The organism is Klebsiella sp. 10 (assembly GCF_018223925.1).
Classification (GTDB): Bacteria; Pseudomonadota; Gammaproteobacteria; order Enterobacterales; family Enterobacteriaceae; genus Klebsiella; species Klebsiella pneumoniae.
In genome coordinates this window covers 88908-106526 of record NZ_JAGRRB010000025.1, presented here as the reverse complement: position 1 = coordinate 106526, position 17619 = coordinate 88908, and the positions used below count along the sequence as shown (strand labels likewise).

Annotated in this window: 16 protein-coding genes and 2 tRNA genes; all 18 read right to left on the bottom strand. The window is 55.7% G+C overall.

The annotated features are described in order from the left end of the window. Positions 1–25 precede the first annotated feature (25 nt). A tRNA-Val gene (locus KHQ26_RS24540) sits at positions 26–101 on the bottom strand. Positions 102–226: 125 nt separating this feature from the next. Next, positions 227–302: transfer RNA gene (locus KHQ26_RS24535), tRNA-Lys, on the bottom strand. 161 nt (positions 303–463) lie between these two features. Then, entirely contained in the window at positions 464–1258 is a 795-nt protein-coding gene (cpoB, locus tag KHQ26_RS24530) for a cell division protein CpoB (RefSeq protein ID WP_020803665.1), read from the bottom strand. A gap of 9 nt (positions 1259–1267) precedes the next feature. After that, positions 1268–1792, bottom strand: a complete 525-nt coding sequence (gene pal / locus KHQ26_RS24525) for a peptidoglycan-associated lipoprotein Pal (protein WP_002895068.1) — start codon at positions 1790–1792, stop codon at positions 1268–1270. A 34-nt stretch (positions 1793–1826) separates the two neighbouring features. Beyond that, complete coding sequence (gene tolB / locus KHQ26_RS24520; RefSeq protein ID WP_002895066.1) at positions 1827–3119, bottom strand: Tol-Pal system beta propeller repeat protein TolB; 1293 nt, start codon at positions 3117–3119, stop codon at positions 1827–1829. A gap of 129 nt (positions 3120–3248) precedes the next feature. Further along, the gene (tolA, locus tag KHQ26_RS24515; protein ID WP_029496982.1) at positions 3249–4586 is read right to left on the bottom strand and encodes a cell envelope integrity protein TolA; all 1338 of its coding nucleotides are present in this window, start codon (positions 4584–4586) and stop codon (positions 3249–3251) included. Between the two features lie 99 nt (positions 4587–4685). Next, positions 4686–5114 carry a colicin uptake protein TolR gene (tolR, locus tag KHQ26_RS24510; RefSeq protein WP_002895061.1) on the bottom strand — a complete coding sequence of 143 codons (429 nt, stop codon included), beginning with the start codon at positions 5112–5114 and terminating at the stop codon, positions 4686–4688. A 3-nt stretch (positions 5115–5117) separates the two neighbouring features. After that, a complete protein-coding gene (gene tolQ / locus KHQ26_RS24505; RefSeq protein WP_004152221.1) occupies positions 5118–5810 on the bottom strand; it encodes a Tol-Pal system protein TolQ in 693 nt (230 codons plus the stop codon). Continuing rightward, positions 5807–6211: a tol-pal system-associated acyl-CoA thioesterase gene (gene ybgC, locus KHQ26_RS24500; RefSeq protein ID WP_002895056.1), complete on the bottom strand. Its 405-nt coding sequence runs from the start codon at positions 6209–6211 to the stop codon at positions 5807–5809. The genes tolQ and ybgC overlap by 4 nt, the downstream gene beginning before the upstream one ends. A 149-nt stretch (positions 6212–6360) precedes the next feature. Then, on the bottom strand, positions 6361–6651 hold the full coding sequence (gene ybgE, locus KHQ26_RS24495; RefSeq protein ID WP_002895053.1) for a cyd operon protein YbgE: 291 nt from the start codon (positions 6649–6651) through the stop codon (positions 6361–6363). After that, positions 6651–6767 (bottom strand): cytochrome bd-I oxidase subunit CydX, encoded by a 117-nt coding sequence (gene cydX, locus KHQ26_RS24490; RefSeq protein WP_002895051.1) that lies wholly within the window; start codon positions 6765–6767, stop codon positions 6651–6653. Before cydX ends, ybgE begins: the two co-directional genes overlap by 1 nt. Before the next feature lie 15 nt (positions 6768–6782). After that, positions 6783–7922 (bottom strand): cytochrome d ubiquinol oxidase subunit II, encoded by a 1140-nt coding sequence (gene cydB, locus KHQ26_RS24485; RefSeq protein WP_002895049.1) that lies wholly within the window; start codon positions 7920–7922, stop codon positions 6783–6785. A 15-nt stretch (positions 7923–7937) separates the two neighbouring features. After that, positions 7938–9506, bottom strand: a complete 1569-nt coding sequence (gene cydA / locus KHQ26_RS24480; RefSeq protein ID WP_002895047.1) for a cytochrome ubiquinol oxidase subunit I — start codon at positions 9504–9506, stop codon at positions 7938–7940. A gap of 825 nt (positions 9507–10331) precedes the next feature. Beyond that, a complete protein-coding gene (sucD, locus tag KHQ26_RS24475) occupies positions 10332–11201 on the bottom strand; it encodes a succinate--CoA ligase subunit alpha (protein WP_002895043.1) in 870 nt (289 codons plus the stop codon). Beyond that, the gene (gene sucC, locus KHQ26_RS24470; protein ID WP_002895039.1) at positions 11201–12367 is read right to left on the bottom strand and encodes an ADP-forming succinate--CoA ligase subunit beta; all 1167 of its coding nucleotides are present in this window, start codon (positions 12365–12367) and stop codon (positions 11201–11203) included. Before sucC ends, sucD begins: the two co-directional genes overlap by 1 nt. 103 nt (positions 12368–12470) lie before the next feature. After that, positions 12471–13697: a 2-oxoglutarate dehydrogenase complex dihydrolipoyllysine-residue succinyltransferase gene (gene odhB / locus KHQ26_RS24465; RefSeq protein ID WP_004142209.1), complete on the bottom strand. Its 1227-nt coding sequence runs from the start codon at positions 13695–13697 to the stop codon at positions 12471–12473. Between the two features lie 14 nt (positions 13698–13711). Continuing rightward, positions 13712–16519 (bottom strand): 2-oxoglutarate dehydrogenase E1 component, encoded by a 2808-nt coding sequence (gene sucA / locus KHQ26_RS24460; protein ID WP_004147623.1) that lies wholly within the window; start codon positions 16517–16519, stop codon positions 13712–13714. A 381-nt stretch (positions 16520–16900) separates the two neighbouring features. Then, a complete protein-coding gene (gene sdhB / locus KHQ26_RS24455) occupies positions 16901–17617 on the bottom strand; it encodes a succinate dehydrogenase iron-sulfur subunit SdhB (RefSeq protein ID WP_002894954.1) in 717 nt (238 codons plus the stop codon). Between the last annotated feature and the right edge of the window lie 2 nt (positions 17618–17619).

Genomic DNA, 17619 nt, shown 5'->3' with positions numbered 1-17619 from the left:
TCTACCAACTGAGCTAACGACCCGGTGGTGGGTGATGACGGGATCGAACCGCCGACCCCCTCCTTGTAAGGGAGGTGCTCTCCCAGCTGAGCTAATCACCCGATACTACGCTGGATACTACTAAGCGGTGGGTCGTGCAGGATGACTCGGCTTCGCCTCGCCCTACGGGCCGTTGCTGACGCAACGTTATCCTTCACGTTTTACTATCGCGTTCCACCAGAACGATTGGTGGGTCGTGCAGGATTCGAACCTGCGACCAATTGATTAAAAGTCAACTGCTCTACCAACTGAGCTAACGACCCACTCTGGCATTGCTTTGGGCTTGTTTGATATCCCTTGGCAACGGCGGCATATATTACTGATTTCAGAATTCAGCGCAACTAAAATTTCGATAAAGATCACTTAACTGCTGGCGATTCAGGCGACAAGACCAGAAATAACGCGATTTCTGGTCATGCCGTAATCAACCAAGAGCATTAAGTCGTTTTTGCGCTTGTTTCGCACCGTCGGTGCCGGGGAATTTATTGATCACCTGCTGGTAAACCGCTTTCGCTTTCGCGGTATCACCTTTGTCCTGCATGATCACGCCGACTTTAAACATCGCGTCAGGCGCTTTTGGCGATTTCGGGTAGTTCTTCACCACCGAAGCGAAGTAAAACGCCGCGTCGTCTTTTCTCCCCTTATTGTAGTTCAACTGCCCGAGCCAGTAGTTAGCGTTTGGCTGGTAGGTTGAATCCGGGTACTTTTTGACGAAGTTTTGAAACGCCACCATCGCGTCATCCTGGCGTGAGGCATCCTTCACCAGGGCAATAGCGGCATTATAATCGGTGTTCGCATCGCCGGTCATCGCCGGGGCGCCTGAGGTGGCCGCTGGCGCTGCGCTGGTGGCAGCCGCGCTCTGATCGCCAGAAGACGACGGAGCCTGCGCACTTGATGCTGCGCCGCCACCGCTGCTTAGACTATCTATCTGCAGCAGAATCTGTTTCTGGCGCTCAACGATCTGATTCAGCTGGTACTGGTTCTCCTGGATCTGTCCGCGGAGAGAATCAATGTCAGTCTGGTTATCAGAGAGTTGTTGCTGGAGTTGGGTTAAAAGCTGGCTGTGAGCATTGGAAATACGCTCGAGTTGAGTGACGCGGTCTTCGACCGAGCCTGAGCCGACACTACTGATTGGCGCCTGAGCAAAAGCGGCCCAGGGGGCCGCTATGCCAACCAGTAACGACAGACTCAATAAATGATGTCTGAAGTTACTGCTCATGCAATTCTCTTAGTAAACCAGTACGGCGCGACGGTTTTTGGCATATGCCGCTTCGTCATGACCCAGTACTGCTGGTTTTTCTTTACCGTAAGAAACGATGGAGATCTGATCGGCAGAAACACCTTTGCCCTGCAGATACATCTTAACGGCGTTAGCACGACGCTCACCCAGAGCGATGTTGTATTCCGGCGTACCGCGCTCATCCGCGTGACCTTCTACAGTCACTTTGTAGGACGGGTTGCTGCGCAGGAAGTTAGCGTGCGCGTCCAGCATAGCAGCGAAGTCAGAACGGATATCGTACTTGTCGAGATCGAAGTAAACGATGTTGTTCTGCTGCAGCTGCTGCATCTGCAGACGAGCTTGCTCTTCAGAAGACATGTTGCCGCCGTTACCGTTAGCGTCCATACCAGTGCCGGCACCCAGCATGCCTTCACCGCTCTGGTCGTTGCTGGCGTTCTTGTTAGAAGAACATGCCGCGATTGCCATAACCGGCAGAGCGATCATCAGCCCTTTCAGCACTTTGTTCAGTTGCATTTCTTTGATTCCTTTAATAATCAATTATTTATTATCACAGATACGGCGACCAGGCAGGCGATTTTACCTGTCCATCAGTTGCCGGAAGACGCGCTTTGAAACGCCCATCTGTAGAAACCAGATTCAGCACGGATCCCATCCCCTGAGAAGAGCTGTAGATTACCATAGTGCCGTTAGGTGCCAGACTTGGCGTTTCGTCTAAAAACGTTGATGACAGAACCTGTACACCACCCGTTTCCAGATCTTGTTTGGCAATGTGCTGCTGACCGCCGGCCGAGCTGACCATTACCATGGTTTTACCATCCGCGCTCACGTCGGCGTCCTGGTTCTGAGAACCTTCCCAGGTGATACGCTGCGGCGTGCCGCCATTAATGTTGACTTTATATACCTGCGGACGACCTGCCTGGTCAGAAGTGAAGGCCAGATTCTGGCTGTCCGGGAACCAGCTTGGTTCGGTGTTGTTGCTGCGACCGTTGGTCACCTGACGAATCTGACCCGATCCCAGATCCATTACGTACAGGTTCAGGCTACCGGTTTTCGACAGCGCGAACGCCAGTTTAGAACCATCCGGTGAGAACGCCGGGGCGCCGTTGTGCTGCGGGAAGGAGGCGATCTGACGCACAGAGGCGTTCGCCAGGGTCTGAACCACCAGCGCAGAACGACCGCTTTCAAAGGTAACGTAGGCCAGTTTAGAACCGTCCGGAGACCAGGCCGGGGACATCAGCGGCTGGGAGGAACGGTGAACCAGGAACTGGTTGTAACCATCGTAGTCGGACACGCGCAGTTCGTAAGGGTACTGGCCGCCGTTTTTCTGCACCACGTAGGCGATACGGGTACGGAAGGCGCCCTTGATGCCGGTCAGCTTCTCAAATACCGCGTCGCTGGCCGCGTGCGCCGCATAGCGCAGGTACTGCTTAGTGACTTTAAAAGAACCTTGCGCCAGCGTTGTGCCCGGCGCTCCGCCGGTGTCCACCAGTTGATACGCAACCTGATAAGAACCATCCGGATTTTGCGTGACCTGGCCGACGACTACGGCGTCAATACCCAGCGCAGACCAGGCAGCAGGCTGCACTTCCTGGGCACTGGTCGGCTGCTGCGGCAGACGAGAGCGATCCAGCGGATTGAATTTACCGCTGTTGCGCAGGTCAGCTGCCACGATACCACCGACATCTTCCGGCGCAGCGCCCTGGCCGGCCCACTGGAACGGTACCACGCCGATAGGGCGCGCCGAGTCCACCCCCTGGGTGATCTCGATACGTACTTCTGCGTGCAGCACCGCCGCCCACAGCATTAAAAAACCAAATGCTACTCGTAATGCCTGCTTCATCATATCTCCCTTATCCGGGCGGAAAGCCCACGATAATTTAGCAGAATGTTAACAAACTCAAATATACAAAACTACCAAAACCCTGTGACTACCATAGATTGTTTTTCCCCGTTTGCACGGGGAAAAATGTCACTGAGGTTTGAAGTCCAGTGGCGCATTTTTGAAGACTTCATATACTGCCTGGCTAGGTGGTTTCGGAAACTTAGCCTGTCGGGCTGCGGCAAGAGCGGCCTGGCACAGAGCAGGATCACCACCTTCGGACTGTATATTTAACAACAGGCCGTCAGGAGCAAGTTTGATACGCAAGGTACATGTTTTGCCCGCATAGGACGATGCGTCATAAAACTTACTTTCAATCGCCGATTTTATCTGTCCGGCATAGTTGTTGATATCAGCCCCTGAGGCACTGTTTTTAGTATTACCACTCCCGGCAGCGGAGGCATTGTTTCCTTTGGCCCCACCGCCTGTTTTAGGCGCATTCTTACCAGAACTCAGATCGCCGAGCAGGTTGTCTACGCCGTCCGCTTCTTTCGCAGCCGCCGCTTTCTTCGCCGCCGCGGCTTTTGCTGCTGCCGCCTTGGCCGCTTTATCAGCTGCAGCCTTCTCTGCTGCAGCCGCTTTCGCTGCCGCCGCTTTTTCAGCGGCTGCGGCTTTCTCGGCGGCGGCCTTCTCAGCGGCCGCTTTTTGCGCGGCAGCTTTCTCAGCAGCCGCTTTTTCAGCTGCCGCCTGCTTAGCCGCTTCCTGCTGGGCTTTTTTCTCCGCTTCCTGTTGCGCTTTCTTCGCAGCCGCCGCTTCCGCTTTCTTCTGCGCCTCGGCCGCAGCTTTCGCCGCTTCAGCTTCCGCCTGTTTCTTCGCCTCGGCAGCGGCTTTCGCTGCAGCGGCTTCGGCCTGCTTCTTCGCGTCAGCAGCCGCCTTGGCCGCCGCCTGTTCTGCCGCTTTCGCCTGGGCATCCGCCTTCGCTTTCGCCTCGGCGGCCGCTTTGGCAGCGGCTTCCTGCGCTTCTTTTGCCTGTGCGTCCGCTTTGGCTTTTGCCTGTGCGTCCGCTTTGGCTTTTGCCGCCGCGGCGGCCTTGGCAGCCGCTTCTTCAGCCTGCTTCTGCTGCTCCTTCGCTTCTTTCGCCGCTTCCTGCGCCTGCAGCCGCTCCTGTTCGAGCTGTTTCAGCCGTTCCTGTTCCGCCGCCTGTTTCTCACGTAACTCTTCCGCCTGCTGCTGCGCCTGTTTTTCACGCTGTTCAGCGGCGCGACGTGCGCTGGCCTGCTGCTGTTGCTGACGGTTATAGTTATTTACCACCGCCCCCGGATCGACCATGACGGCATCAATCGACGATCCGCCGCCGCCGCCGGCAGAGGCATCCAGATGCTCGTCAAACGAACTCCAGATCAGCAGCGCGATCAGAATGATGTGCAGCGCGACTGAAATGATGATCGCTCGTTTAAGCTTGTCGTTTTGTTCGGTTGCCTTTGACACTATCGGTTCCCAAAAACTGTTCGCCTGTATCCGCGATGCGCACCGACGGCGAGCGATACCCGCCACCGGACGCCGCGCGGACGCACCTACCTGAAGCGATTAAATAGGTTTGGTCATCAAGCCGACCGATTTAACCCCTGCACTATGCAACAGGTTCAGCGCTTTAATAATTTCATCGTAAGGGACGTCTTTCGCACCGCCGATCAGGAATACCGTTTTTTCATTGGCTTCAAGACGACGCTTCGCTTCGGCAATCACCTGCTCCGGCGGCAGCTGGGACAGCGTCTCCTGCCCCACCTTCACGCTGTACTGCCCTACCCCGGAGACTTCCACAATCACCGGCGGATCGTCATTGCTTTTCACCGCTTGCGATTCCGTGGCGTCCGGCAGATCGACTTCCACGCTCTGCGTAATGATCGGCGCCGTTGCCATAAAGATCAGCAGCAGCACCAGCAGGACATCCAGCAGCGGAACGATGTTGATCTCGGACTTCAGTTCGCGACGTCCGCGTCCACGTGCTCTGGCCATGGCTTACCCCTTATTGCTTTCGCTGGTGGTAAAGGCCTGACGGTGCAGAATAGCGGTGAACTCTTCCATAAAGTTGTCGTAATTCAGTTCAAGCTTGTTCACGCGCTGGTTCAGGCGGTTATACGCCATGACCGCCGGGATCGCGGCGAACAGACCAATCGCGGTGGCGATCAGCGCTTCGGCGATACCTGGCGCCACCATCTGCAGGGTGGCCTGCTTCACCGCGCCAAGGGCGATAAAGGCGTGCATAATCCCCCAGACGGTACCAAACAGACCGATATACGGGCTGATCGAGCCTACGGTGCCGAGGAACGGAATATGGGTCTCCAGCGTTTCCAGTTCGCGGTTCATCGAAATACGCATCGCGCGCGATGCCCCTTCGACAATCGCTTCCGGCGCATGGCTGTTGGCGCGATGCAGGCGCGCAAACTCTTTGAAACCGCTGTAGAAGATTTGTTCCGAACCGGTCAGGTTATCGCGACGCCCCTGGCTCTCCTGGTACAGACGAGAGAGCTCGATCCCGGACCAGAATTTGTCCTCGAACGCTTCAGCTTCACGCGCGGCCGAGTTAAGGATACGCGTTCTCTGAATAATGATAGCCCAGGAAGCGATAGAAAAACCAATCAAAATCAACATGATAAGTTTTACCAGAAGGCTCGCCTTCAGGAACAAATCAAGGATATTCATGTCAGTCACTGCTTAAACTCCGCGACAATAGACTTGGGAAGCGCACGTGGCTTCATTAAGAGTGGATCAACGCACACAATGAGAACCTCAGCTTCGTTTAACACTGTATTCTCGGCGTTGACGATTCGCTGCGTGAAAACCAAAGAGGTGCCGCGCATCGAGGTAATTTCCGTCTGGACTTCGAGCATGTCGTCGAGTCTGGCGGGGGCAAAATACTCCAGCGTCATTTTGCGAACCACGAAGGCAACGCGTTCAGCCAACAGCACCTGTTGACTAAAGTGATGGTGGCGCAGCATCTCTGTGCGTGCTCTTTCATAAAAAGCGACGTAACTGGCGTGGTAAACCACACCACCGGCATCGGTATCTTCGTAGTAGACCCGAACCGGCCATCGAAACAGCGTTGTATTCACTTTACATCCCGGTAATGCAAAAAAAGGTTAGAGCTTTCAAACTTCGCTACTATACGCGCGGGAAAGGTGGTTTGGAATGGGGGAAAGTAAACGGGGCGTAAATTTTTATGGGCTTATGCAAGCCCATAGCATTAACAGAGATCTCTTATTCAAAAGAAGAAAAAGAAGAGACCTAAAGCGAGCACGATATCAGCGATAAGCGGACAAAAAATCCCCTGCCAGTGAACGGCACGCGGGCGAAAGCCCACGCCGTGAATAACGCCGCTGCAAACCGCCCACATCAGCAAGAAACCATGCCAGATTTCCAGCTCGCTGGTCTTCGCCGCAAAGCGCGACGGATCCCAGAAAATGCAGCCAGCCAGCAGCAGCGCCATCAATAAGGAAAGCGCCCGGAGCGGGCGCTTGTCCATTATCGCGTACAGAGTAGCGATAAATTTCATCAGATTTCTTCTTTCTTCCCGGCTTTGGTGGCTTCCACGTGCTCAAGCGCCAGCGCGGTAATGACCCCAAAAGCACAGGCAAGAAGCGTTCCCAAAATCCATGCGAAGTACCACATATATAGCTCCTTACCTTAGTACAGCGAGTGGGTATTCTTTTCGATGTCTTCGCGCGTGATGCGGCCAAACATCTTCCAGTAACACCAGCTGGTGTAGGCCAGAATGATCGGCACGAAAACAATCGCCACGTAGGTCATCAGGTTCAGCGTCCGCTGACTGGAGGTCGCGTCCCACATCGTCAGGCTGGCGTTCAGCATGGTGCTGGACGGCATGATGAACGGGAACATCGCGATACCGGCAGTCAGAATGATGCAGGCCAGGGTCAGCGAGGAGAACAGGAATGCCCAGGCACCTTTATCCGCTTTGGTCGAAACGACGGTCAGCAGCGGCAACACCACGCCCAGGGCAGGCACCGCCCACAGCGCTGGCATATTGTTAAAGTTCACCATCCACGCGCCAGCTTCCCGCACCACTTCCTTGGTCAGCGGGTTAGACGGGCCGGTATGGTCAATCACCGATTTCACCACATAGCCGTCGATGCCGTAGTAGACCCACACGCCCGCCAGCGCGAAGCAGACCAGCGTCACCAGCGCCGCCACCATGGAAACGGTGCGAGTACGCAGGTGCAGTTCGCCTACGGTACGCATCTGCAGGTAGGTGGCGCCCTGAGTCAGGATCATCGCCACGCTGACGATACCGGCCAGCAGACCAAACGGGTTCAGCAACTGGAAGAAGTTACCGGTATAGAACAGACGCAGGTATTCATCGACGTGGAACGGCACGCCCTGCAGCAGGTTGCCAAAGGCCACGCCAATCACCAGCGGCGGCACAAAGCTACCGATGAAGATGCCCCAGTCCCACATGTTGCGCCAGCGGGTGTCCTCGATCTTGGAACGGTAGTCAAAACCGACCGGACGGAAGAACAGCGAGGCCAGCACCAGAATCATCGCCACATAGAAGCCAGAGAACGCCGCGGCGTAAACCATCGGCCAGGCAGCGAACAGCGCGCCGCCGGCGGTGATAAGCCACACCTGGTTACCGTCCCAGTGCGGGGCGATGGCGTTGATCATAATCCGACGCTCGGTGTCGTTGCGGCCGAGGAAGCGGGTGAGCATGCCCACCCCCATGTCGAACCCGTCGGCGACGGCAAAACCAATCAGCAGAATGCCAATCAGCAGCCACCAGATAAAACGCAATACTTCATAATCGATCATTTGACGACTCCTGTCTTAGCGTGCCGACTGAATAGCCGCAGAGGACTGTTCAAAGTGATAGCGGCCGGTTTTCAGGCTGCTAGGTCCTTTGCGGGCAAACTTGAACATCAGGAACAGTTCAGCCACCAGGAACAGCGTGTACAGACCGCAGATCAGCAACATTGAGAAGATCAGATCGCCCGCGGTTAATGATGAGTTAGCCACCGCCGTCGGCAGGACCTCACCAATCGCCCACGGCTGACGGCCGTATTCGGCAACAAACCAGCCCGACTCCACGGCAATCCACGGCAGCGGCAGGCCGTAGAATGCGGCGCGCAGCAGCCATTTTTTCTCGCCGATGCGGTTACGGATCACGCTCCAGAAGGAGGCGCCTATAATCAGCAGCATCAGGATGCCGCACGCCACCATGATACGGAAGGCGAAGTACAGCGGTGCGACGCTTGGAATGGAGTCTTTGGTCGCTTTGGCGATCTGCTCTTCCGTGGCGTCAGCGACGTTCGGGGTATAGCGCTTCAACAGCAGGCCATAACCGAGGTCCTTCTTCACGTTATTGAACTGGTCACGCACGGCCTGATCGGTTGAACCGGCGCGCAGCTGTTCCAGCAGCGCGTAGGCTTTCATGCCGTTACGGATACGCTCTTCGTGCTGAACCATCAGATCCTTGAGGCCGATAACCGGCTTGTCCACCGAGCGGGTAGCAATGATGCCCAGCGCGTAGGGGATCTGGATCGCAAAGTGGTTGGTCTGCGCATTCTGATCGGGAATACCAAACAGGGTGAAGGCCGCTGGCGCAGGCTGGGTTTCCCACTCTGCTTCGATAGCCGCCAGTTTGGTTTTCTGCACGTCACCCATTTCGTAACCGGATTCGTCACCCAGCACAATAACGGAGAGGATCGCCGCCATACCGAAGCTGGCTGCGATGGCAAAGGAGCGCTTGGCAAAGGCGAAGTCGCGACCTTTCAGCATGTACCAGGAGCTAATCGCCAGGATGAACATCGCGCCGGTGACATAGCCCGACGCCACAGTGTGAACGAATTTCACCTGGGCGACCGGGTTGAGCACCAGTTCAGAGAAGCTGACCATCTCCATACGCATGGTTTCGAAGTTGAAGTCCGATGCGATAGGGTTCTGCATCCAGCCGTTGGCGACAAGGATCCACAGCGCGGAGAGGTTGGAACCCAGCGCAACCAGCCAGGTGACGGCCATGTGCTGAACTTTGCCCAGACGATCCCAACCGAAGAAGAACAGACCTACAAAGGTGGATTCGAGGAAGAAGGCCATCAGACCTTCAATGGCCAGCGGCGCACCAAAGATATCGCCCACGTAGTGTGAGTAATACGACCAGTTAGTCCCGAACTGGAACTCCATGGTCAGACCGGTCGCCACACCCAGCGCGAAGTTGATACCAAACAACTTGCCCCAGAATTTGGTCATATCTTTATAAATCTGTTTGCCGGAAAGGACGTAGACCGTTTCCATGATGGCCAGCAGGAACGCCATACCGAGCGTTAGCGGCACAAACAGGAAGTGGTACATCGCGGTCAAGGCAAACTGTAAGCGCGACAGTTCGACTATATCTAACATCATGACTCCTTGCTCATCGCATGAAGACTCCGAAAATGAACCGAGAAGCTCTGGCTCATACGCATGCCCCAATACAAATTTATTTGTCGCCCGTCCACAGCAGGTTTCAATCGAAGGTAAAACCATGCCAGGGTAAGGTTACAAATACGTTAACGAAAAACCCAATTGATTCCCCAATATATTACGCCGCAATAACCTTACAATAAATATGTTTTTATTGTTCCAGTTTTACATTTTTCGACGGTGATCAATATATAGTGAAGATGGCTGAATTCAGCCAATTTGACTTGAGACAATTTAACGTTTTTTGAGGGATTTTTCCAAGGATTAAGTATTGATATAAATCAATTTTTACTCTATGTGTTAATTATGTAGCCCAATAAAGAATATTGGTGAACTTAATGTTAATTAAGTGTTTAAACTATGGCTTTTCCAGTTACTAAAAAGAGAGATATGAGAATCATAGGTAATATTATTTAACGTCGTGGAAAAAAAACAAAAAAAAGGAACCGATCCGAATAATGTTAGACCGCTCACAGTATTTTATCTGCTTCCTTATCCCCTGCCCCACGCTTTTTCGCTGCCGCTTTTGTTTCCCTACGGTACACCCGGGGTATATTTTTTTAGCCACTACAGCGCATCGAAAATACTTATTAAATAATAAATTAAATCAATATGATAGATAGGGCTTTTCGCAGAAAATCAATTCGTTGTTGGCGCTGCGGTTCTGACGAGACGGGATAACGGTCACAAAAAAGGCCACCTGACGGTGGCCAACCATGTCGAAATCGGACAGATTTCTGCTTGCGGACAAGCAGAGAGGGTTTACTTGATAATAGCTTTCAGCGCTTCGCCGATGTCGGCCAGGCTGCGAACAGTTTTCACACCCGCCGCTTCCAGCGCTGCGAATTTCTCATCCGCTGTACCTTTACCGCCGGCGATGATAGCGCCCGCGTGGCCCATACGCTTGCCTTTCGGCGCGGTAACGCCCGCGATGTAGCCGACAACCGGCTTAGTGACATGATCTTTAATATAAGCAGCCGCTTCTTCTTCCGCGCTGCCGCCGATCTCACCGATCATGACGATCGCTTCGGTCTGCGGATCTTCCTCGAACATCTTCAGGATATCGATGAAGTTGGAGCCCGGGATCGGGTCGCCGCCGATACCGACGCAGGTAGACTGGCCGAAGCCGTAGTCGGTGGTCTGCTTAACCGCTTCATAGGTCAGGGTGCCGGAACGGGAAACGATGCCCACTTTACCCGGCTTGTGAATGTGACCCGGCATGATGCCGATTTTGCACTCGCCCGGAGTGATAACGCCCGGGCAGTTCGGGCCGATCATACGCACGCCCGCTTCGTCCAGCTTCACCTTCACGGTCAGCATATCCAGCGTTGGGATACCTTCGGTGATGGTGATGATAAGCTTAATGCCCGCGTCGATCGCTTCCAGGATGGAATCTTTGCAGAACGGCGCCGGAACGTAGATCACGGTCGCGGTCGCGCCGGTCGCTTCAACGGCTTCGCGCACGGTGTTGAACACCGGCAGGCCCAGGTGAGTGGTGCCGCCTTTGCCTGGCGTCACGCCGCCAACCATTTGCGTACCGTAAGCGATCGCTTGTTCAGAGTGGAAGGTCCCCTGGCTACCGGTGAAGCCCTGGCAGATAACCTTGGTATCTTTATTAATTAAAACTGACATTATTTCCCCTCCACTGCGGCAACAACCTGCTGTGCTGCGTCCGTCAGACTTTTCGCTGCAATAATATTCAGGCCGCTGTCAGCCAGTTTTTTCGCGCCCAGTTCGGCGTTGTTACCTTCCAGACGAACCACAACCGGAACGTTAACCCCTACTTCCGCTACCGCGCCGATGATGCCGTCAGCGATCAGGTCGCAACGCACGATGCCGCCGAAGATATTAACCAGCACCGCTTTAACGTTGTCGTCAGAGAGGATGATTTTGAACGCTTCGGTCACGCGCTCTTTGGTCGCGCCGCCGCCTACGTCGAGGAAGTTAGCCGGTTCGCCGCCGTGCAGCTTAACGATGTCCATGGTACCCATCGCCAGGCCTGCGCCGTTAACCATGCAGCCGATGTTGCCGTCCAGCGCGACGTAGTTCAGTTCCCACTGCGCCGCCTGCGCTTCACGTGGGTCTTCCTGAGACTGATCGCGCATTTCGCGCAGATCCGGCTGGCGGAACAGCGCGTTGCCGTCAGCGCCCAGTTTGCCGTCGAGGCAGATCAGGTCGCCCTGCTTGGTGATCACCAGCGGGTTGATCTCGATCAGCGCCAGGTCGCGCTCAAGGAAAATGGTCGCCAGACCCATGAAAATCTTGGTGAACTGCTGAACCTGTTTACCTTCCAGACCCAGTTTGAACGCCAGTTCACGACCCTGGTAAGGCATCGGGCCCGCCAGCGGATCGATGGCGATCTTGTGGATCAGGTGCGGGGTCTCTTCCGCCACTTTCTCGATTTCCACGCCGCCTTCGGTAGACGCCATGAACACCACGCGACGGGAGCTACGGTCAACAACCGCGCCCAGGTACAGCTCTTTGTCAATATCGGTCGCCGCTTCAACCAGGATCTGGTTAACCGGCTGGCCGTTCGCATCTGTTTGATAGGTCACCAGACGTTTGCCCAGCCAGTGCTCGGCAAATGCGCGGATCTCTTCTTTGCTCTTAACTACTTTCACACCGCCCGCTTTGCCGCGGCCACCAGCGTGAACCTGACATTTCACTACCCACGGACCCGCGCCGATTTTTGAAGCGGCTTCTTCTGCTTCACGCGGAGTAGTACAGGCATAACCCACCGGCGCCGGTAAGCCATAGCGGGCAAAAAGTTGTTTTGCCTGATATTCATGTAAGTTCATGTGTTCAGTCCATCCTTCAGGGTGTAATTATCTTTAAACCTGTAGGCCTGATAACGGCGCTAACGCGTGTTATCCGGCCTACGGTAGGTAATACGCTTGCTGACTACACGTCCAGCAGCAGACGGGTCGGATCTTCCAGCAGCTCTTTAATCGCCACCAGGAAGCCTACCGATTCACGTCCGTCGATCAGACGGTGGTCATAGGAGAGCGCCAGGTACATCATCGGCAGGATCTCTACCTTGCCATTGACCGCCATCGGACGGTCTTTAATGGCATGCATACCCAGAATAGCGCTCTGCGGTGGGTTGATGATCGGCGTGGACATCAGGGAGCCGAAGACGCCGCCGTTGGTAATAGTGAAGTTACCGCCGGTCAGGTCGTCTACGGTCAGCTTGCCGTCGCGGCCTTTCACTGCCAGCTCTTTGATATTCTTTTCGATATCCGCCATGCCCAGCAGGTCGACGTCACGCAGAACCGGGGTGACCAGACCGCGCGGAGTGGATACGGCCATGCTGACGTCGAAGTAGTTGTGGTACACCACGTCGTCGCCATCGATGGAAGCGTTCACTTCCGGATAGCGTTTCAGCGCTTCCACTACCGCTTTCACGTAGAAGGACATAAAGCCCAGGCGGATGCCATGACGTTTTTCGAACGCCTCACCGTACTGCTTACGCAGATCCATGATGGGCTTCATGTTGACTTCGTTAAAGGTCGTCAGCATGGCGGTAGAGTTTTTCGCTTCCAGCAGACGTTCGGCTACGCGTTTACGCAGGCGGGTCATCGGGACGCGTTTTTCCGAACGGTGGCCCAGCTGCGGCGCCGGCGCGGCTGCCGGGGCGGCGGCTGGCGCTTTGGCTTCTGCCGGCGCCGGGGCTTTCGCCAGATGTTTCTCAACGTCTTCGCGGGTCAGACGGCCGCCGACGCCAGTGCCTTTGATGGCCGCTGGGTCAAGGTTGTGTTCAGCCAGCAGGCGACGGATCGCCGGGCTCAGCGCGTCGTTGTTCTGCTCTTCCAGAGAGGCCTGCTGACGCTGCGCCGGAGTGGACGCTTTCGCATCGGCTTTCTCGCTGCTTTCTTTACCTGCGCTGTTGCCTTCGCGCAGGCGGCCAAGGATCTGGCGAGACAGGACGGTGGCGCCCTCGTCTTCCAGCACTGCATCCAGAATGCCGTCCGCTGATGCCGGTACTTCCAGTACCACTTTGTCAGTTTCGATTTCGACCAGAACTTCGTCACGGACGACCGCGTCGCCCGGTTTTTTGTGCCAGGTGGCGACGGTTGCGTCAGCTACGGACTCAGGCAGGTCGGGAACCAGAATATCTACGCTACTCATTGTGTATCCTTTAATTAATCGACGTTCAGCGCGTCATTGACCAGATCTTGTTGCTGTTTCTGGTGAACGGACATATACCCTACCGCCGGAGAGGCGGAGGCCGGGCGGCCTGCATAACGCAGAGAGGCCCCAAACGGAATCACTTCACGGAAGTGATGCTGGCTGCAGTACCATGCGCCCTGGTTGAGCGGCTCTTCCTGGCACCAGACAAAATCATGCACGTGCGCATACGCTTTCAGCGCTTCCTGCACCGCCTGATGCGGGAACGGATAGAGCTGCTCGATACGAACGATAGCGACATCTTTTTGCTCGTTTTTGCGGCGCTGTTCCAGCAGGTCGTAGTAAACCTTACCAGAGCACAGCACAACGCGCTTCACAGCCTGCGGATCAAGTTGATCGATTTCACCAATAGCCGGCAGGAAAGTGCCGTTCGCCAGCTCATCCATGCTGGAGACCGCCAGCGGATGACGCAGCAGCGACTTCGGCGACATCACCACCAGCGGACGACGCATACCGCGCAGCGCCTGGCGACGCAGCATGTGATAAACCTGTGCCGGCGTGGACGGCACGCAGACCTGCATGTTTTGTTCAGCGCACAGCTGCAGATAACGCTCCAGACGCGCGGAGGAGTGCTCCGGGCCCTGGCCTTCGTAACCGTGCGGCAGGAGCATCACCAGGCCGCACATCCTTCCCCACTTCTGCTCACCGGAGGAGATGAACTGGTCGATCACCACCTGCGCACCGTTGGCGAAGTCGCCAAACTGCGCTTCCCAGATGGTCAGAGTGCGCGGCTCGGCGGTGGCGTAACCATATTCGAACGCCAGCACCGCTTCTTCAGACAGTACCGAGTCCCAAACGCGGAACTGGCCCTGGCCGTTATGGACATGCTGCAGCGGCGTGTAGGTTGAACCATTGGTCTGGTTATGGATCACCGCATGACGGTGGAAGAAGGTGCCGCGGCCGGAGTCTTCGCCGGACAGACGAACCGGAATACCTTCGTCAACCAGCGTGGCGTAGGCCAGGTTTTCGGCACCGCCCCAGTCAAACAGCTTCTCGCCTGCCGCCATCGCCTGGCGGTCGGCGTAAATTTTCGCCACGCGGGACTGCATTTCGATACCTTCCGGTACCGTGCTGATGCGTTTGGCCAACTCCTGCAGACGTTTTGGCTCAACTTTATCCGGATAGCTCTCGTCCCACTCGTGGTTGAGGTACGGCGACCAGGTAAAGGAATGCATATTCATCGGACGCCATTCCTGCACCACGCATTCGCCGGCATCCAGCGCATCGCGATAGAGGTTAACCTGCTCGGTCGCATCTTCCAGAGTCGCCACCTTCTCCTGCTCCAGCTTGTCAGCATAGATTTTGCGCGGAGTCGGATGCTTTTTGATCTTCTGATACATCAGCGGCTGGGTTGCGCTCGGCTCATCGGCTTCGTTGTGGCCGTGACGGCGGTAGCACACCAGGTCAATGAAGACATCGCGTTTAAAGGTATTGCGGAAATCAAGCGCCAGACGGGTGACGAAGGCGACCGCTTCCGGATCGTCCGCATTGACGTGGAAAATCGGCGCCTGCACCATTTTACCGATGTCGGTGCAGTACGGCGTTGAGCGCGCATCCAGCGGGTTAGAGGTCGTGAAGCCCACCTGGTTGTTGATAACGATGCGCACGGTACCGCCCACTTCGTAACCGCGGGCTTTGGACATGTTCAGAGTTTCCTGAACCACGCCCTGGCCGGTGACGGCGGCGTCGCCGTGGATGGTAATAGGCAGAACTTTGTTGCTGCTTGGCTCGTCCAGACGATCCAGACGGGCGCGTACGGAACCGATAACCACCGGGCTGACGATCTCGAGGTGCGACGGGTTAAACGCCAGCGCCAGGTGCACCAGACCGCCTTCGGTTTCCATATCGGAAGAGAAGCCCATGTGGTACTTCACGTCGCCGGTGCCGAGGTGTTCTTTATGTTTGCCCGCGAACTCGTCGAACAGGTCCTGCGGTTTTTTACCCAGCACGTTGACCAGCACGTTCAGACGGCCGCGGTGCGCCATGCCCAGCACCACTTCGCGGGTGCCGCTTTTGCCTGCATGGCGGATCATCTCTTTGAGCATCGGGATCAGGGCGTCGCCACCCTCCAGCGAGAAGCGCTTCGCCCCCGGGAATTTGGCGCCGAGGTAGCGCTCCAGACCTTCCGCGGCGGTCAGTTCGCTGAGGAAGCGTTTTTTCTCTTCCGCGGTAAAGCTCGCTTTGCCAGCTACCGATTCAATGCGCTGCTGGATCCAGCGTTTTTCTTCGGTAGAGGTGATATGCATGTATTCCGCGCCGATGGAGCCGCAGTAGGTTTGCTTGAGGGCGGCAATCAGCTCGCCCAGCTTCATCGTGTCTTTACCGATGGCAAATGAACCTACGTTATAGCTTTCCTGGAAATCGGCCTCGGTCAGATCGTGGTAGGCCGGATCGAGATCCGCCACTCTCTCTTGCTTCCACAGCCCCAGCGGATCGAGATTCGCATGCTGGTGGCCACGGAAACGGTATGCGTTGATGAGCTGCAGGACTTTAACCTGCTTCACATTGGTGTCTGGGTCGGAAATCGAAGAAGTGTAACGTGAGGCATCCTTCGCCAGTCGACGGAAATAATCACGCGTTTTGGAATGAAATTGATCCGGTTTAACTCCGGTGCCAGGTAACTGCTGGAACATTGAACGCCAGTTGGCGTCAACAGAGTCAGGATCGGTTAAGAAGTCTTCATAGAGCTGTTCTATCCAGCTCTGGTTCGAACCAGAGAGGTAAGAAGAGTCCAGCCAGGCTTTCATTGCGCCGTTCTGCATCGTGATCCCTTAAGCATTCATATGCTTATTTCGCCGTAGAAACTACCACGCACACCGAGTGCACGTGCCGGGGTTCACTTGTTGCGGACGAGTTGTGGTTTCTATCCGCTAAGGAACCTTTAAAAACTGCCATTAATCTTCAGCGTTCAGGCTGCGGTTGCGTTGGCTGCCTTCGCTTACCCCGGTCACATAGTTCACTATGCTCCCGGGGATGCGCTCAGTTGCCGCCTTACCTCGCACTGAACGCCTCGATTACTGGTACATCTTGTGGCGGTTTTTAAAGATTTCCTGCTATATCCCCCGGCGGCGCTAACGCTTGCCGGGGCTACTGCTTTGGTAGCCCGGATAAGCGCTAGCGCCATCCGGGACAGACCGTGTTGCTTACGCGCTGCGCTGCAGCAGCATCGACTTAATATGGCCGATGGCGCGCGTCGGGTTCAGCCCCTTCGGACACACACTGACGCAGTTCATAATGCTGTGACAGCGGAATACGCTGAAAGCATCGCTCAGGCCGTCCAGGCGCTCGCTGGTTTCGGTATCGCGACTGTCGATCAGGAACCGATACGCGGCCAGCAGGCCAGCCGGGCCGATGAACTTGTCCGGGTTCCACCAGAACGACGGGCACGAGGTCGAACAGCAGGCGCACAGAATACACTCGTACAGCCCGTCGAGTTTCTCACGCTGCTCAGGCATCTGCAGATGCTCGCGAGCCGGAGGATTTTGCCCATTATTCAACAAGTAAGGCTTAATCTTCTCATATTGTGCATAGAATTGCCCCATGTCCACCACCAAATCACGGATAACCGGTAATCCTGGCAGCGGACGGATAACAATCTTCTTGCCCGGCTGATTCAGCGCGGAGATCGGCGTGATGCACGCCAAACCGTTTTTCCCGTTCATGTTCAGACCATCGGACCCGCAGACCCCTTCACGGCAGGAGCGGCGGAACGACAGCGACGGATCTTTTTCTTTCAGCTGGATCAGCGCATCCAGCAGCATCATGTCGCGACCTTCTTCCGCTTCAAGGGTGTAATCCTGCATGTGCGGAGCGTCGTCAACATCCGGGTTATAGCGATAAATTGAAAACTCGAGTTTCATTT

What these genes read in the sequence shown, in the direction of transcription:
- cpoB (WP_020803665.1), bottom strand. Translation starts at nt 1,258, where the DNA reads ATGAGCAGTAACTTCAGACATCATTTATTGAGTCTGTCGTTACTGGTT.
- pal (WP_002895068.1), bottom strand. Translation starts at nt 1,792, where the DNA reads ATGCAACTGAACAAAGTGCTGAAAGGGCTGATGATCGCTCTGCCGGTT.
- tolB (WP_002895066.1), bottom strand. Translation starts at nt 3,119, where the DNA reads ATGAAGCAGGCATTACGAGTAGCATTTGGTTTTTTAATGCTGTGGGCG.
- tolR (WP_002895061.1), bottom strand. Translation starts at nt 5,114, where the DNA reads ATGGCCAGAGCACGTGGACGCGGACGTCGCGAACTGAAGTCCGAGATC.
- ybgE (WP_002895053.1), bottom strand. Translation starts at nt 6,651, where the DNA reads ATGAAATTTATCGCTACTCTGTACGCGATAATGGACAAGCGCCCGCTC.
- cydX (WP_002895051.1), bottom strand. Translation starts at nt 6,767, where the DNA reads ATGTGGTACTTCGCATGGATTTTGGGAACGCTTCTTGCCTGTGCTTTT.
- cydB (WP_002895049.1), bottom strand. Translation starts at nt 7,922, where the DNA reads ATGATCGATTATGAAGTATTGCGTTTTATCTGGTGGCTGCTGATTGGC.
- cydA (WP_002895047.1), bottom strand. Translation starts at nt 9,506, where the DNA reads ATGTTAGATATAGTCGAACTGTCGCGCTTACAGTTTGCCTTGACCGCG.
- sucD (WP_002895043.1), bottom strand. Translation starts at nt 11,201, where the DNA reads ATGTCAGTTTTAATTAATAAAGATACCAAGGTTATCTGCCAGGGCTTC.
- sucC (WP_002895039.1), bottom strand. Translation starts at nt 12,367, where the DNA reads ATGAACTTACATGAATATCAGGCAAAACAACTTTTTGCCCGCTATGGC.
- odhB (WP_004142209.1), bottom strand. Translation starts at nt 13,697, where the DNA reads ATGAGTAGCGTAGATATTCTGGTTCCCGACCTGCCTGAGTCCGTAGCT.
- sucA (WP_004147623.1), bottom strand. Translation starts at nt 16,519, where the DNA reads ATGCAGAACGGCGCAATGAAAGCCTGGCTGGACTCTTCTTACCTCTCT.
- sdhB (WP_002894954.1), bottom strand. Translation starts at nt 17,617, where the DNA reads ATGAAACTCGAGTTTTCAATTTATCGCTATAACCCGGATGTTGACGAC.